Origin of the sequence: Clostridium sp. LS, from assembly GCF_002760435.1 — a bacterium.
GTDB lineage: Bacteria > Bacillota > Clostridia > Clostridiales > Clostridiaceae > Clostridium.
Map to the genome: position 1 here is coordinate 1 of NZ_AUUU01000056.1, position 17,542 is coordinate 17,542.

Consider the following 17,542-nt stretch of genomic DNA (forward strand, 5'->3'; position numbering starts at 1 on the left):
AATAGAAAAATAGTAAATGACATTAGAGATTTAATGAAATTTAGAAATACTAATCCTGCTTTTGGATTAGATGGAGAATGCATTACAGAAGTTAATGGAAGTGAGCTTGTAATTACTAGAAAATGTGGGGAAAATACTGCAATATTAAAGGCTGATTTGAAAACTCATAATTTTACTATTGAAGCATAGTTTAAGAGGGTATAATTATGGAAAAGTCATGGTGGAAAGAAAGTGTTGTTTATCAAATATATCCAAGAAGTTTTAAGGATTCAAATGGAGACGGAATTGGAGATTTAAGAGGAATTACGGAAAAATTAGATTATTTAAAAGAATTAGGTATAGATGTAATATGGCTATCGCCAGTATATAAATCACCAAATGACGATAATGGGTACGATATAAGTGACTATGAGGATATAATGGACGAGTTTGGCACAATGGAAGATATGGATGAGCTAATTAAGGAAGGTAAGAAGAGAGGCATAAAAATTCTTATGGATTTAGTAGTTAATCATACTTCAGATGAACATAAATGGTTTATTGAGTCAAGGAAATCGAAGGATAATTCATATAGAGATTATTATATATGGAGAGAGCCGGTTAATGGGGAGGAGCCTAATGATTTAACTTCTGCATTTGGCGGCAGTGCATGGGAATATGATGAAGAATCTGGGCAGTATTATTTACACTTTTTTAGTAAAAAGCAGCCAGATTTAAATTGGGAAAACGAAGAAGTGCGTAATCAAGTTTATGATATGATGAATTTCTGGATAGATAAAGGTATTGGTGGATTCAGAATGGATGTTATTGATCTTATAGGTAAGGTACCTGATAAAAAAATAAAAGAAAATGGGCCTAAGCTTCATGAGTACATTAAAGAAATGAATAAGAAGACCTTTGGAAATAAGGAATTACTAACTGTTGGAGAAACTTGGGGGTGCACTCCAGAAATAGCTAAGCAATACTCAAATCCAGACGGCAGTGAGCTTAGTATGATATTTCAATTCGAGCATATCTTATTAGATCAACAGCCAGGTAAAGAAAAGTGGGATTTGAAACCATTAGAATTACTGGACTTAAAGAAAGCATTATCAAGATGGCAAGTTGAATTAGATGAAGTGGGATGGAACAGTTTATTTTGGAATAATCATGATCTGCCAAGAATAGTTTCAAGATGGGGAAATGATAAAGAATACAGAATAGAAAGTGCAAAAATGTTAGCTGCATTACTTCATGGAATGAAGGGAACGCCATATATATATCAAGGTGAAGAGCTTGGTATGACAAATGTAAGGTTTGAAAATATTGAAGATTATAAAGATATAGAATCTCTTAATATGTACAAAGAAAGAAAAGAAAAAGGTTATAGCCATGAAGAGATAATGGAGTCCATTTATACAAAGGGAAGAGATAATGCACGTACTCCAATGCAGTGGGATGATAGTGAAAATGCAGGTTTTACAAGTGGAAAACCATGGATGAAGGTAAATCCTAATTATAAAGAGATAAATGCAAAATCACAACTAAATGATGAAAACTCTATATTTAATTATTATAAGAAATTAATTAGAATTAGAAAAGAAAATCCGGTTGTTGTATATGGAGCATATGAGTTGGTATTAGAGGATAATAAAGAAGTATTTGCATATACAAGGACTTTGAAAGACGAAAAGTTACTAATTATATGTAATTTTACAGAAAGAAAAGCAGTATTCAAATGCGATGAGTTAACCAAGTTTGAGCATAAGGAACTTTTAATTTCAAATTATGATGTAGAGGCAAGTGGATCAATAGATAACATGGAGCTTAAACCGTATGAATGTAGATATTATAAGCTTTTTATGTAAAGTTTATGATAGGGTAAGTTTATAATTAAATATACTCAAATGTATAAGGAGCATGAAAAATATGAGTACAAATATTTTTTGCATAGGAGAACTTTTAATCGACATGGTTTGTGTTGACAATAAAGGATTAATCCTTGGAGAAAAGTTTGAAAAAAAGGCAGGTGGAGCACCTGCTAATGTAGCGGCTAGTATTTCTAAATTAGAAGGTAATGCATATTTTTTAGGTCAAGTAGGGGATGACTTCTTTGGAACATATTTAATTAATTTGTTAAATGACTTAAATATTAATACCGAAATGACAGTAAAAAAGGGTAGCACAACAATAGCTTTAGTTGGAATCGATGAAAATGGCGAACGTAATTTTGATTTTTTAAGAGGCAGTGATGGTGAATATTCATTTGAAAATATTAATTTACCGAAGATAACTAATTCAGATATAATTCACTTTGGATCAGCTACGGGATTTTTAGAAGGTGAGCTAAAAACCACATATTTTGAATTGTTAGAATTTGCAAAAGCTAATAACGTATATGTATCATTTGATCCAAATTATCGCGATGCACTAATCACAGCGGACAAATTAAAGGGATTTATAGAAGACAGTATTTTTTTTCTAGAGCAAAGTGATTTTGCTAAGTTAAGTGATGAAGAATTATTTCTATTAACAGGAGAAAAAGATATTACAAATGGAGTTAATAAACTACATGATTTAGGTGCGAAGGTTGTCACTATTACTTTAGGATCTAAAGGAACCTATTTAAGTGTTAACAAAAAGAATGTTATAGTTCCATCAATTAAAATTAAACAAGTGGATTCCACAGGAGCTGGAGATGCTTTTGTTGGAGCTGTATTAAAGCAACTAAGTGATATTGAAGATAGAGAGAACATTTCATTTGAAGAATGGAGTAATATAATTGCCTTTGGAAATAAAGTAGGAGCAATTACATGCACAAATTATGGGGCAATAGCTTCAATGCCTGTGTTAAGTGACTTAATTAGTCAATGATATTTTTAATTCTCAATCTAAAAAATACGTCATCTAATTTTTAGAATGGCGTATTTTTATCATTTAATTTATTTTAAGTTAAGTTATTTAAAATTCTCTGATTATCCAAGTAATACTTTGATAATCACCTTCCAAGTAAGGAATAGTTATACCACCATACATTAGTTCATCTCCGCCAAACACTCCATCTATTCCGGAGATTGAGTAATTTTTATCTGGATCTAGTCCTCTTAAGCATAATTTTCTTATTGGCTCATTTGGAATTGCAAGAACTCTAAAATATGTTGCAAAAGCTTCTGCTTTGTCTTCTGATACAATTATCCAAGAGGCTTCATTGCTATTAAATGGGTTAAGTAATCTATGCATATCTCCAAATTGAATAAGCTCGCGTAATTCCTTATAAGCTTCTACTTGCTTTTTAACAGTCTCTTTCTCTTCTTCAGTAAATTTAGTAAGATCAAGTTCGTATCCAAAGTTGCCTGACATGGCAACATCGCCTCTCATTTTTAAAGAAGTGTTTCGGTGAACCTGATGATTTGGGACAGCGGATACATGGGACCCCATAGTACTAATAGGGTAAACTATACTTGTCCCATATTGAATTTTTAATCTTTCTACAGCATCGGTATCATCACTTGTCCAAATTTGAGGCATATAGTATAAAATTCCTGCATCAAATCTGCCCCCGCCTCCAGAACAGCCTTCAAATAATATGTTTGGAAAATCGGTTGTAAGTTTCTCATATATCTTGTATAAACCTAACATATATCTATGAGCAGTTTCTCTTTGTCTTTCTGAAGGAAGGCTTGGAGAGCCTATTTCAGTCATATTCCTATTCATATCCCATTTTACGTAACTAATATTAACGGTGCTCAAAATATTAGATAAGGAATTTATAATATAATCACATACATCTTCTCTAGAGAGATCTAATATTAATTGGTGTCTTGCTTGAGTTCGAGACCTTTCAGGAACGTGAAGGCACCAATCAGGGTGGTTTCTATATAAATCACTATCAGGAGAAACCATTTCAGGTTCAAACCATAAACCAAATTGCAGGCCTAAATTATTTATACGCTTAGCCAAATCATCCAGTCCATTAGGAAGTTTCTTCTTATCAACGATCCAGTCGCCTAAAGAGCAGTTATCGCTATCTCTTTTTCCAAACCAGCCATCATCAAGAACAAAAAGTTCAATTCCAAGTTCTTGCGCAGTTTTTCCGATATTCTCAATTTTTTCAGCATTAAAATCAAAGTAAGTTGCTTCCCAGTTATTCACAAGAATAGGTCTGGTTTTATCTCTATAAGTGCCTCTGCATAATCTCTTTCTGTATAGTTTATGATAAGTTCTTGACATTTCACCTAAGCCTTTTGAAGAATAAATCATTACAACTTCGGGTGTTTGGAAACTTTCGTTTGGATTAAGCAGCCAAGAAAAATCAAATGGATTTATACCTATTGAAACTCTCGTGGTCTTATATTGATCCACTTCTGCTTGTGCTAAAAAGTTACCACTATACACGAGGTTAAAACCATACACATCACCATATTCTTCATTTGCATCCTTGCTAAGAAGTGCAATAAAAGGATTTTGGTTATGACTGCTTGAGCCGCGTCTACTCTCTACGGATTGCGTTCCAACTAGTAAAGGCGTTCTTTCAATATGTCTTTCTCTAGCCCAGGCACCATGAAGATGTAGAAAATCATAGTCAGAGCCATTAAAATCTATACTCATACTTAGCGCTCTTAGTAATTTTAAATTTTCGCTGCCACAGTTTATAAAACGTACATTTCTTGTTATAGCATCATAATTTTCGTAAGCTGTATAAGATAGAATTACTTTAAGTCCAATTAATGAATCTAATAATGTTATTTCCAAAGTTTGAGCTTCAGCCTCATCTTCCACATAAGTTGCTGGAAGACCTTCTAATTTTGGCTTTCCTTTTATTATTTTGTGAGATTCATACCTAAGATCAGTTATTGTAGATCCATTTTCAAGTTGAACTGAGTAAGCAGGAGTGCGAAAATCACTAGTTCCATAAGAAGGGTATTCTTGTGGAAGGGAGTCTAGTGAAAGCCTAGTATTGTCAGGATTAGGGTTTGGGGAAAAAGAACTCCTTTCTCTAAGTGATAATAGGTTACCACAATTAAAATTTCTTAATTTTTTTCCAAAGTAAAGATGTGAAAGATAACCATCTTCATGAATGTTTAAAACGTAGCTAATATTCCTGGTTGTTAAGTGAAAACATTTTGTGTCATTATTATATATAATGCTCATATTTATTCCTCCAACGTAATTATATATTTGTTATTAAAGAGTTTATACTTATGTTTAAGTATAACAATGCCAGTAAAAAATCAAATGGAATAATTTAAGATTATTATGGTATAATCTAAGAAATTAATTTCAGTTGCTTAAAATAAAGGGGATTTTTAAATGGAAAAAGATATGCAAATGACAGTTTTACCAACGGAAAATAGAGACGGATTTGATCTGCTAGTATATCAATGTGGTATGGAAAAATGTAAGTCATCCCATTCTTATGGACCGGCGATTAGAGATCACTTTTTAATTCATTTTATACTTAAAGGAAGCGGAAGATTTTTTGTAAATGGAAAAACGTATACTATAAAAGAAAATCAAGGATTCCTTATCTGCCCTGATGTTGTTACTTATTATGAAGCAGATAGTGAAGAGCCATGGACATATACATGGGTTGGATTTAAGGGAATAAAGGCCGAAAATTATCTGAAATTAGCTAATCTTAACCAAGAAAATCCTATTTTTCAATGTGAGAACGGTGAATTTATTAAAAAATGCTTTGATGATATGATAAATGCTACTGAACTAAGATACGGAAGAGAAGTTAGATTACAAGGACTACTAGGTGTATTTTTATCAGAGCTTATTGAGGAAGCTGGAAAACATGTGGTTATAAGCAGTAATTATAAGGAATTGTACATAAAAAAAAGTCTGCAGTTTGTTGAAACAAACTATTCTAGAAAGTTCAGTATAGCAGAAATGGCTAAAAGTGTAGGACTTAATAAAAATTATCTTAGTGGATTTTTTAAAGAAAATATAGGAATACCTCCCCAGCAATATATAATGAAATTTAGAATAAATAAAGCATGTGATCTTATGAGTAATAATGATTTAACAATAAGCGATATTTCACGCTCGGTAGGATATGAGGACACTCTTGGGTTTTCAAAGATATTTAAAAAGGAAAAAGGAGTTTCGCCTAAATATTATAGAGAAAGTTTAAAATATCAAATAAATATAAATAAAAAATAGAACATCTTAATTAACTTGTTAATATACATTTTAAAAGAAAGACTAACTATTCTCTAGCAACCGAGCAATATAGTTAGTCTTTCTTTTTTCAAATGCATATTTAAAAGTAAATTATATGAAAAGGATTAAGGTTTTTGTATTACTTGTTTTGCAATGTTAATTTTATATTAACATTAACTTTACAAATTTTTACTTAAGGATAAAACTCTGTTAACTTAGAGACAATATACTAAATTTAGAACTTTGAATGTAATAATACACAAAAAGACAGGCTTGCTACGGAATAAACTTAAAATGTGTCTTATGGATTAAAAAGTTGATAATTAAATAATAAGGGGGATGTTAATCAGGAATGAATAAGACTGTGAAAAGAATCTTAGGTTCAGTGTTAGCTCTAGCAATTATAGTAGGTGCGGGTTACACTGTAAGCAGTAGGATAAAACCTGAAGAGGCAAAAGCAGTATCAAGTTCAAGCTGGAATGGTAAAACACCAAAGTATATCTTTATGTTTATAGGAGATGGTATGAGTTTTTCACAAATTCAGGCTGCTGAATATTATAAAGGTGTACAAGAACATGGGGCAATTGATCCAAAGAACGGTAATTATCCAAATCCAGAGAAATTATCATTTATGAATTTTCCGGTAGCAGGAACGGTAACTACTTATGATTCAACATCAGTTTGTCCGGACTCAGCATCAACAGCAACTTCGCTTTCGACAGGTAAAAAAACTTTGAGCAGTGTTATTAATATGGATGAAACTAAAACAAAGTCTTATGAAACAATAACTGAAAAATTAAAAAAGCAATTAGGGTATAAAATTGGAATAATATCATCAGTAAATATAGATCATGCGACTCCAGGTGCATATTATGCTCATGTCCCAGCTAGAAGTAATTATTATGATATGGGACTTCAACTTGTGGATTCGAATTTCGACTTTTTTGCTGGTGGAAAATTCTTGTCAGATGACTCTAAAGAAGTAAAAGAACAAGGTAAAACCAAGATACAAGACTTGGCAAAAGAAAAGGGATATAAAGTAGTCAATACAAAGGCTGATATAGAAGGGTTAAAAAATGGGGAGAAAGTAATAGCAGTTTGCCCTGATGATGAAGTAGAAAAAGAGAGTGGTGCATTAAAATATAATATAGATAGAACTGGAGATGAACTTACACTTGCTGATTACACTAAGAAGGGTATAGATGTACTTAACAATGATAAGGGATTTTTTATGATGGTTGAAGGTGGGAAAATCGACTGGGCTGGTCATGCTAATGATGCTGCTGCTAATATTAGTGATACAGAAGCCTTTAGTGATGCAGTTCAAGAAGCTATTAATTTTTACAATGCGCACCCAAATGAAACTTTAATTTTAGTAACTGGAGACCATGAAACAGGCGGACTTTCAATAGGATTTGCAGGAACTAATTATGATACTTATTTGCAGGATTTATCTAGTCAAAAGGAATCATATACTTCATTTGATAGGAAAATTGCAGAATATAGAGATAAGAAGACGTCTTTTGATGACGCAATGAAAGATGTTGAGGCGAGCTTTGGTCTTAAAAGGGCAGGATCAAGCGGGGAATCAACAAAGGGCGGAATGGTATTAACTCAAGGGGAAGAAGCAAGGTTAAAAGCGGCATATGAAAAGAGTATGATTCCTAAGGAAAGTAGAAAGTTAGATGAAAATGAGAATATTTTATATGGAACATATGAACCATTTTCAGTAACTTTAACTCATATTTTAAATAATAAATCAGGAATTTCCTTTACTTCATATTCCCATACAGGAATACCAGTAGCAATGATGGCTAAGGGCGTAGGACAAGATTTGTTCAGCGGATATTATGATAATACAAATGTATTTGATAAGCTTAAAGCTATAACTAAGATACAATAATTGGGTATAAAAGAAATTAAAATTGGGTATAAAAAATAAGAGAATTAAATTTGAGTATAAAATAAGGTATTTGAGAGTTTTTGAGGGTTTTAAGATATATAGATAGGGTATATAAGAGAATTTTTTGGGGATATGGAGAAGATAGATTGTATAGAGGATAGGCATTGTTCTTAATGCTTATTCTCTATATATTGTTTAGGGGTAAATTAATATAATAAAGAGGAGAAAGATTAATGTTTAAAGATTTTAGCAGGAAAAACACAATTCCTATAATAATAACTTTAATGGCAATAATATTTCTTATGTTATTGCCTAATCAATTTCCCGAGAATAAGTATGAAAACACTGAAAGGGTAGCTGCTAAAGTATTAAGTACAGATAATAGTTTTATTAAGGAAACAGGGCTTATAAAAATTGGTGAGCAGCTATGTGATATAGAAATTCTTGAAGGAAGATTTAAGGGAAAGATAACTACAGGAACTAATAGATTAGTTGGATCTCTTGAACAAGATAAAATATTTCAAGTTGGAGATAAAATATTAGTTACTCTTGACTATACAGGAGATGAAATTAGAGTGGCTACTCTTGTAGATCATTATAGATTGAATTATGAAATTATTCTCGTAGGAATTTTTGTTATTGTGCTTGTTGGGTTTGCAGGAATAGTTGGAATAAAGTCTATTTTATCATTTATTTTTACTGTGCTGGCTATATGGAAAGTTTTAATACCTCTATTCCTAAAAGGATATAATCCCGTGGCAGTAGGAGTAACAACCACTATGATATTAATTATTATAATAATTGGATTAGTTTATGGCATAGATAAAAAATCTTTGGCTGCAATAAGTGGGTCATTAGCTGGTGCGCTAGTAACGTGCCTTATGGCAATTTTTTTTGTAAGTAGGTTTAAGATTCATGGTGCTGTTATGGCGTATTCAGAATCTCTTTTATATTCAGGCTTTGAAGACCTAAATCTTACACAAGTTTTTATAGCTAGTATTTTTATAGCATCTTGCGGGGCTGTTATGGATGTGGCGGTGGATATAACATCAGCTGTAGCAGAAGTTGTGGAAAAGAAACCAAGCATAACTAAGATTGAAGCTATTAAGTCAGGAGTAAATGTTGGACGCTCAATTATGGGAACTATGATGACAACACTGCTTCTAGCATATTCTGGAGGGTATATTGGACTACTTATGGTATTCATGGCTCAGGGTACTCCAATTATAAATATATTAAATTTAAAATATGTATCCTCAGAAATACTTCATACCTTAATTGGTAGTTTTGGACTCGTAACAGTCGCTCCGTTTACAGCTATTACAAGTGGTCTTTTGTTAGCAAAGTCAAAAGAGAAAAGTAGTTTAAAATCAGAAATTTTAGAGAAGGATATAGAAACAGAGCTGATAAGATAATTAGTTGTAGTTTATTTTTACTAAGCATATGGGAGAACTTGACAAACATAATTAATTATTATATGAATTATATTAGATATAAAAAAGAGGGAGTGTGTTATTATGAATGAAGTGTTACAAAACATATTATCAAGAAGAAGTGTTCGACAATTTAAGCCAGAACAAATTAAGGATGATGAGCTAAAGTTAATTTTAGAGGCAGGGACATATGCTCCTAGCGGTATGAATAAACAAAGCTGGCAGTTTACAGTTGTTCAAAATAAAGAAAAAATTGAGCAGCTTGCTAAAGTTATAAGAGAAGCATTGGGAAGAGATGCTGGATATAATTTTTATGCCCCACCGACTTTAATAATGTTATCAAATGATAAAGATAATACAAATGGACTTGCTGATTGTGCATGTGCATTAGAAAACATATTTTTAATGGCAAATTCATTAGGAATAGGCTCATGTTGGATTAACCAACTAAAGACTATTTGTGATGAAAAGGAAGTAAGAGAAGTATTAACAAGCTTTGAAATACCAGAAAATCACATTGTTTGGGGAATAGCAGCAGTTGGATACCCTGAAAGTACACCTAAAGCCCATGAAAGAAAAGATGGAGTTATTAAGTTCGTAAAATAAAATTTAGTACCTATATATAGCTTACTAAAAAGGTATTGATGTTAGTCAATACCTTTATTTAGTCATACAGGTAAGAAATTCTAATAAAACAAATTAGTACTTTTGTAAATTGAAATATTTCTAATGCTGTCTTAAATTATATGAAAATGATATAATTTATATAATAATTATGATAGGAAATAATTGTGGTAAAAATTTTGGAGGAAAGTGCTGATGGAAGATATAATTAATAAATTAGATGGGAATGAATTTTTTAAAGATTTAAATAGTGACGAAATCAAGAACCTAATTTCCAATATTTCTTATACTTTAAAAACATATAAAAAGGGAGAAATAATTGCAAATGAAGAAGATGAATGCACTAGTTTAGGATTTGTTTTAGAGGGAATTGTTGAAATTCAAAGGATATATCTTAGCGGAAAACAAATTATTTTAAAACGCTTAAATAATGGCGATGTATTTGGAGAAGCGTTGGTGTTTTCAAAAAAATCAAAGTATCCTTCAACAGTATTAGCTTTTACTGAATGCAGTATATTATATATAAGTAAAGCTGATATACTTAGACTTTGTACAAGTGATGAAAGAGTACTAGGAAATTTTATGTCTGCACTTAGTAATAAAATATTCATGTTAAATTCCAAAATAAAGACTATAGCTTTCAAAAGTATTAAGCATAAGGTTATTAATTATATTTTGGAGCAGGCAAAGATGCAAAAAAGTAAAACAATTAAACTAAAGGATAGTAAAGAAGAAATAGCATCTTCTTTAGGGATACCTAGGCCATCATTATCACGAGAATTGATGAACCTTAGAGATTTAAATTTCATTGATTTTGATAGAAACACAATTAAGATTACAAACATTGAGGAATTAGAGGAAGAATTATTTGATTAGATAATATAAAATTCTAGCATTTTGAAATTAGAATATATAATTTTAGGAGTAATTATGAAAAAAATTACGAAAAATCAATTAGAAGAGTTAGAAATCTTTGCGAATATCTCGGATACTTCATTAGAAAAACTTATTTATTTTGGTGAAGTTAAGAATTGTAAAGCAGGAAGTCATCTCTTTAGAGATAAGGAAAATGTTAATACTTTATATACTGTACTGAGCGGTAGTGTATCACTATATAAATTAAATGAAAGTGGTCAAAAGCGTGTCATATTCATATTTGGAAAAGGTAAGATGATTAATGATGTTATTATACAAGACTTACCTACGTCAATTAACTGCGAAATCTTTGAAGATGCAGAAATATTATGCTACGACAAAAATATTTTTTTGAAGATTATGGAGGGAGATTTTAATCTTTCCAAGAATATAATGAGTTCATTGGCCATGAAAGTAAGAAGATTATATAGGCAGTTAAAAAATGCAACAGGCGTAATACGAATGGAGAAAAGGCTTGCTGCAAAGCTTTGGAAATTAAGCAAGGATTATGGAGTACCTTGTGACAATGGAGTAATTATTAATATGAACATTAGCGTCACATATCTTGCGGACTTACTGGGATCAAAAAGAGAAACTATATCCAGATCACTAAAAATATTAGTAAACGAAAATCTAATTGAATACGAGAATAAAAAGATAAAAGTTATTAACCAAGAAAAATTATCACAATTTTTCAAAGCACCGTGATTTATATCACGGTGCTTTAATTTTTTATAGCTTATAATTTAATTATAAGTAAACGTATGTATGAAGGGAGAAATTATAGTATGTTTTGTGAAGAATTTAACAGTGTGGTTATGGCTGCTAAGGCTAAGGTTAATTTATTAAGAACAAATAAATCAGGATATTTCATAAGTTCAATGCTTGCAGGTCTTTATGTAGGCATGGGGATTATGCTTATATTCTCAATCGGAGGACTGCTAGGAGGTAGTGCATCGCCTGCTACAAAAATAGTAATGGGAGTATCGTTTGGAGTAGCACTTAGTTTAGTTATTATGGCAGGATCAGAACTTTTTACAGGAAACAATTTTATTATGACAGCTGCTTCTTTAAAAGGAAAAGTAAAATGGACAGATACTATTAATATATGGATAGTTTGCTTTATAGGAAATTTAGTTGGGTCAATTATTGCAGGAGTTATGTTTTATTGTACAGGCCTCTCAGCAGGACCAGTAGGAGAATTTATAGCAAAGACTTCAGCAACTAAAATGAGTATACCATTTTGGCCATTATTAATGCGTGGAATATTCTGTAATATATTAGTGTGTTTAGCTACTTGGTGTAGTTTCAAATTAAAAAGTGAATCAGCTAAGCTTATTATGATCTTTTGGTGTTTATTTGCATTTATAACATCAGGTTTCGAGCATAGTGTTGCCAATATGACTCTTTTAACAATTGGATTACTTAATCCAGGCGCAGCAAGTGTAAGTATAATGGGATATGCTTATAACATAGGAGTAGTAACATTAGGAAACATGATTGGTGGAGCTGTATTTTTAGCATTACCATACTATATAATCTCAAAAAAGAAGTAAAGGAGAAAGCAAATGGGATATAAATTAAATAAGAATGATATTAATTGTATATTTAAAAGTTTATCAAAAGAGTATGTAATATATGCACCAAAGCTATTTGAAGGACAAGGTACTTATTCAGATACTGATAGAATACGTTATGGAGAAATAAACACATTAGATGAAATTGTATTTGATAAAAAAGCAGAGTACTCATATAAGGAAGTATTACTTCCTATTTCTCAAACACTTTTCTTTTTCACTGAAGATTCTATAAAGGAAGCTGATGCTCCTAAAAAAGGTGCCATTATTTTCTTAAGAAGTTGCGATTTACATGCAGTAAAACGTATGGATGATATTTACTTAAGAAATGGACAAGAAGATTATTATTATAAGAGAATAAGAGAAAATGCAAAGTTTATTTTAATGGGATGCAAAAATTCATTTGAAAATTGTTTCTGTGTAAGTATGGATACAAATAAAAATGATGAATATGATGCGTACATAAAAGTAAATAATGATGAAGTATATGTAGATGTAAAAGATTCAATGCTTGAAAAACTATTTGAAAATAATGAAACTTTAGATGTAAAACCGGATTTTGTAACAAGCAATAATGTAAGCGTTTCTATACCAGAAAATCTTTCTTTAGATGTTATGAAATCAGAAATGTGGAAAGATTACAGCAGTCGTTGTATTGCTTGTGGAAGATGTAACTTTGTTTGTCCTACATGTACTTGCTTTACAATGCAAGATGTTTTCTATACTGATAATGGAAAAGCAGGAGAAAGACGTAGAGTATGGGCATCATGCCATGTAGATGGATTTACGAATATGGCAGGGGGGCATAGCTTTAGATTAGATAAAGGACAACGTATGCGTTTTAAAGTGTTGCATAAGGTCTATGATTACAAAAAGAAGTGGGGATATCACATGTGCGTAGGATGTGGAAGATGTGATGATATCTGTCCAGAATATATATCTTTCTCCAAATGTGTTAATAAGTTAAATGAAGGTATGAAAGAGGTGTCAGAAAATGAGTAATAATGAATATATACCTTTCTTATCAGAAATTAAGGAAGTAATTAAGCATACAGAGATAGAATATACTTTTCGTATGGAATTTAAGGGAGACGTAAAACCGGGACAATTTTTTGAAGTATCACTGCCTAAGTTCGGCGAAGCTCCTATTTCAGTTAGTGGTATAGGTGATGGAACCGTTGATTTAACTATAAGAAGAGTTGGTAAAGTTACTAACGAAATATTTAATAATTATGTTGGTGACAAGCTATTCTTAAGAGGACCTTATGGTAATGGTTTTGAAATTGAAAATTATAAAGATAAGGAAGTAATTGTAGTTGCAGGAGGAACAGGTTTATCACCAGTAAGAGGAGTTGTTGATTATTTTTCCAAAAACCCAAGGGGTGCAAAAGGTTTTACTTTAATAGCTGGATTTAAATCACCTAATGATGTTTTATTCAAGGACGATATTAAAATGTGGAAAACTAATACAAATCTTATTCTAACTGTGGATAATGCAGAAGAAGGCTATGAAGGCAATGTTGGAATGGTTACAAAATATATTCCAGAACTTCCGATTGACGATATTAATAATGTAGCCGTTATTGTAGTAGGTCCTCCTATTATGATGAAATTTACTGTGGCTGAGTTTTTAAAACGCGGTATAGATGAAAATAATATTTGGATTTCACAAGAAAGAAAAATGTGCTGTGGAATTGGTAAATGTGGTCACTGTAAAATAGATGATACTTATATTTGTTTAGATGGTCCTGTTTTTAATTATTCAAAAGGAAAATCTTTAATAGATTAGGAGGAGTTAATTATGGATTTAAATACAAAGGCAATAAAAAAGAATGCTTTTAGGGTTACTAAGAAAAGAGGATTAACTGCTTCTAGAATTAGAGTTCCAGGAGGGCATTTGGATGCAGAGTTACTCGGAAAAATACAAGAAATATCACAAAAGTATGGTGATGGAACTGTTCATATAACAACACGTCAAGGATTTGAATTGCCAGGAATAAGATTCGAGGACATGGATAAAGTGAACGAACTATTACAGCCAGTTATTGAAAAGCTGGATATAAATCAAGAGATACCAGGAAAAGGATATACAGCTGCTGGAACGAGAAATGTAGCTGCATGTGTTGGAAATAATGTTTGTCCATTTGCTAATTATAATACAACTAATTTTGCTAAAAAAATAGAAAAAGCTATTTTTCCAAATGATCTGCATTTTAAAATAGCACTAACAGGATGCCCAAATGACTGCATTAAAGCAAGAACTCATGACTTTGGTATAATTGGAATGACAGAACCACAATATAATGCAGATAGATGTGTAAGCTGTATGGCATGTGTGAAAGCTTGTAAGAAGAAATCGGTAGGAGCACTTGAAGCTGTTAATTATAAAATCGTAAGAAATGAAGAGAAATGTATTGGCTGTGGTGAATGCGCAAATGCTTGTCCGACTGGTGCGTGGACAAGAAGTAAGGAAAAATATTATAAGTTAGTGCTTATGGGAAGATCAGGTAAAAAGAATCCGCGTCTTGCAGAAGACTTTTTAATATGGGCAGATGAGCAAAGTATAATCAAAATAATATTAAATACTTATAAATTCGTAGAGGAATATATTGATAAAGAAGCTCCAGGTGGAAAAGAGCACATTGGATACATTATCGATAGAGTTGGATTTGAAGAATATAAAAAATGGGCACTAAAAGATGTGGAATTCCCAGAGAAAACTATTATCAAAGAACGTATATATTGGAGTGGAATACATTTCTGCTAGAATTTAAAGTGAAGCAATGACAAACCGAAATAGAATACATATATGTTACTCAGGGCTATGAAAAATTTCGCTGGGACTATCTAAACGGAAGGTTGTACCACTTCTGCATGCTCCTGTGGCAAGCACAGGACAAGCAAAAGTGGTACAACCTCCCATTAAGATATTCCAGCAACTTATTTTTCAATGCCTGCTCCACATATATGTATTCTATTTCTTTGTATTGCTACCACTTTGAGTATTTCCTATATACCTAATGTAGAGAAGCAATAAATATGATTTTTTTAATAGCTTAGAAGAAATAAGTATTCTAGGCTATTTTTGTGCATTTATAAAAATAATTGCAAAAGATTTTTGTATTGTAACAAATGAAACAGAGTATTTTATTATTTCAATGTAAAATAAACTCATAAGGTGATTCAAGGAAATGCACCTAACTGATATAGAAATTTATAAAAATTTATTTAATAGAAATCAAAGATATGGAGGAGAATAAGAATGGATAATAAAATGTTTTGTTTTCAATGTCAAGAAGCAGCAGGATGTACAGGCTGTACTATAAAAGGTGTGTGTGGTAAAACTCCAGACCTAGCAAAAATGCAAGATTTATTAATATATGTAACAAGAGGTTTATCAGAAGTTTCAACAAAAGCTAGAGAAGAAGGTATTGCTGTATCACAAGCTATAAATACTACAGTAACAATGAATCTTTTCACAACTATAACTAATGCTAACTTTGATAAAGAAGTATTCTATGGAAGAGTAAAAGATACATTAAAATTAAAGGAAGAATTATTAGCAAAATTAGCTAACAAAGAAAATTTAAGTGCAGCTGCTTTATATAACACTGATTCAAGAACAGAAATGGAAGCAAAAGCAGAAACAGTTGGAGTTTTAGCTACTGAAAATGAAGACATAAGAAGCTTAAGAGAGCTTATCACTTATGGATTAAAAGGATTATCTGCATATATGAAACATGCAAATGCTTTAGGATATGAAGATGAAAATATATGTGCATTTATGCAAAAAGCATTATCATTAACAGCTGATAATAAAGTTACAATAGATGAATATATAGCATTAACTTTAGAAACAGGAAAAGTTGGTGTTGATGGAATGGCTTTATTAGATAAGGCTAATACAGAAAGCTATGGTAATCCAGAAATAACAAAAGTAAACATTGGAGTTGGAACAAACCCAGGAATATTAATTTCAGGACATGACTTAAAAGACTTAGAGCAATTATTAGTTCAAACAGAAGGAACAGGAATAGATGTATATACTCACTCAGAAATGTTACCAGCTCACTATTATCCACATTTAAAGAAATATTCACACTTAGTAGGTAACTATGGAAATGCATGGTGGAAACAACCAGAAGAATTTGAAAGCTTTAATGGACCAATACTTATGACTACAAACTGTATAGTTCCTCCAAGAGACAGCTATAAGGATAGATTATATACTACTGGATCAGCAGGTTATGAAGGATGTACTCATATTGCAATCGATGAAAATGGAAAGAAGGATTTCTCAGCGATTATAGAACAAGCTAAGAAATGTCCAGCACCTACTCAAATTGAAGAAGGAGAAATCATTGGTGGATTTGCTCACAATCAAGTATTAGCTTTAGCTGATAAAGTGGTTGATGCAGTAAAAACTGGAGCAATAAAGAAATTCTTTGTTATGGCAGGTTGTGATGGTAGACAAAAAGCTAGATCATACTACACAGATTTTGCAGCAGCTCTTCCAAAGGATACCGTTATTTTAACAGCTGGTTGTGCAAAATATAAATACAACAAATTAGATTTAGGAGACATTGGTGGAATTCCAAGAGTTTTAGATGCAGGACAATGTAACGATTCTTATTCATTAGCAGTTATTGCGTTAAAACTTAAAGAAGTATTTGGTCTTGAAGATATAAATGAATTACCAATAGCATTTAACATTGCATGGTATGAGCAAAAAGCTGTAATAGTTCTTTTATCTCTATTACACTTAGGCGTAAAGAATATTCACTTAGGACCAACTCTTCCAGCATTCCTTTCACCAAATGTAGCTAATGTTTTAGTAGAAAACTTTGGCATAGGTGGAATTACAAATGTTGAAGATGATATGGCAATGTTTTTAAAATAAAATAGAGCAAATTTCAAAGATAAATGTTCAAAGTAAAATGGGC

At 31.5% G+C, this 17,542-nt stretch carries 14 protein-coding genes and 1 pseudogene; 14 read left to right on the forward strand and 1 reads right to left on the reverse strand.

Annotated elements, in window-relative coordinates; translation table 11 throughout:
- The 3 genes and pseudogenes from COL3_RS14340 to COL3_RS14350 all read left to right on the forward strand — a co-directional run.
- Window positions 1-189 (forward strand): annotated as a pseudogene (locus COL3_RS14340) (sucrose phosphorylase); the annotation flags it as partial.
- A 17-nt stretch (window positions 190-206) separates the two neighbouring features.
- A complete protein-coding gene (locus tag COL3_RS14345) occupies window positions 207-1,847 on the forward strand; it encodes an alpha-glucosidase (RefSeq protein WP_008429788.1) in 1,641 nt (546 codons plus the stop codon).
- A 61-nt stretch (window positions 1,848-1,908) separates the two neighbouring features.
- Window positions 1,909-2,853: a carbohydrate kinase gene (locus tag COL3_RS14350; RefSeq protein ID WP_008429785.1), complete on the forward strand. Its 945-nt coding sequence runs from the start codon at window positions 1,909-1,911 to the stop codon at window positions 2,851-2,853.
- 87 nt (window positions 2,854-2,940) lie between these two features.
- Here the strand turns inward: COL3_RS14350 and COL3_RS14355 are convergent, their stop codons facing one another.
- Window positions 2,941-5,130, reverse strand: a complete 2,190-nt coding sequence (locus COL3_RS14355; RefSeq protein ID WP_008429783.1) for an alpha-galactosidase — start codon at window positions 5,128-5,130, stop codon at window positions 2,941-2,943.
- A 159-nt stretch (window positions 5,131-5,289) separates the two neighbouring features.
- Between COL3_RS14355 and COL3_RS14360 the strand changes: the two genes are divergently transcribed.
- From COL3_RS14360 to hcp, 11 genes are all read left to right on the forward strand, one after another.
- Window positions 5,290-6,147, forward strand: a complete 858-nt coding sequence (locus COL3_RS14360) for an AraC family transcriptional regulator (protein WP_008429780.1) — start codon at window positions 5,290-5,292, stop codon at window positions 6,145-6,147.
- A gap of 352 nt (window positions 6,148-6,499) precedes the next feature.
- A complete protein-coding gene (locus COL3_RS14365; RefSeq protein WP_008429779.1) occupies window positions 6,500-8,050 on the forward strand; it encodes an alkaline phosphatase in 1,551 nt (516 codons plus the stop codon).
- 233 nt (window positions 8,051-8,283) lie between these two features.
- Window positions 8,284-9,465, forward strand: coding sequence for a YibE/F family protein (locus tag COL3_RS14370; protein ID WP_008429777.1), 1,182 nt, complete (start codon window positions 8,284-8,286; stop codon window positions 9,463-9,465).
- Between the two features lie 102 nt (window positions 9,466-9,567).
- Entirely contained in the window at window positions 9,568-10,089 is a 522-nt protein-coding gene (locus tag COL3_RS14375; RefSeq protein ID WP_008429775.1) for a nitroreductase, read from the forward strand.
- A 213-nt stretch (window positions 10,090-10,302) separates the two neighbouring features.
- Window positions 10,303-10,983: a Crp/Fnr family transcriptional regulator gene (locus tag COL3_RS14380; protein WP_008429773.1), complete on the forward strand. Its 681-nt coding sequence runs from the start codon at window positions 10,303-10,305 to the stop codon at window positions 10,981-10,983.
- A 54-nt stretch (window positions 10,984-11,037) separates the two neighbouring features.
- Window positions 11,038-11,730, forward strand: a complete 693-nt coding sequence (locus COL3_RS14385) for a Crp/Fnr family transcriptional regulator (protein ID WP_008429771.1) — start codon at window positions 11,038-11,040, stop codon at window positions 11,728-11,730.
- A gap of 80 nt (window positions 11,731-11,810) precedes the next feature.
- Window positions 11,811-12,578, forward strand: coding sequence for a formate/nitrite transporter family protein (locus COL3_RS14390; RefSeq protein WP_008429770.1), 768 nt, complete (start codon window positions 11,811-11,813; stop codon window positions 12,576-12,578).
- Between the two features lie 12 nt (window positions 12,579-12,590).
- On the forward strand, window positions 12,591-13,601 hold the full coding sequence (gene asrA / locus COL3_RS14395) for an anaerobic sulfite reductase subunit AsrA (protein ID WP_008429767.1): 1,011 nt from the start codon (window positions 12,591-12,593) through the stop codon (window positions 13,599-13,601).
- Window positions 13,594-14,388 (forward strand): anaerobic sulfite reductase subunit AsrB, encoded by a 795-nt coding sequence (gene asrB / locus COL3_RS14400; protein ID WP_008429765.1) that lies wholly within the window; start codon window positions 13,594-13,596, stop codon window positions 14,386-14,388. Before asrA ends, asrB begins: the two co-directional genes overlap by 8 nt.
- Before the next feature lie 12 nt (window positions 14,389-14,400).
- On the forward strand, window positions 14,401-15,366 hold the full coding sequence (gene asrC / locus COL3_RS14405; RefSeq protein WP_008429763.1) for a sulfite reductase subunit C: 966 nt from the start codon (window positions 14,401-14,403) through the stop codon (window positions 15,364-15,366).
- 495 nt (window positions 15,367-15,861) lie between these two features.
- On the forward strand, window positions 15,862-17,499 hold the full coding sequence (hcp, locus tag COL3_RS14410; RefSeq protein WP_008429761.1) for a hydroxylamine reductase: 1,638 nt from the start codon (window positions 15,862-15,864) through the stop codon (window positions 17,497-17,499).
- Window positions 17,500-17,542: the final 43 nt, after the last annotated feature.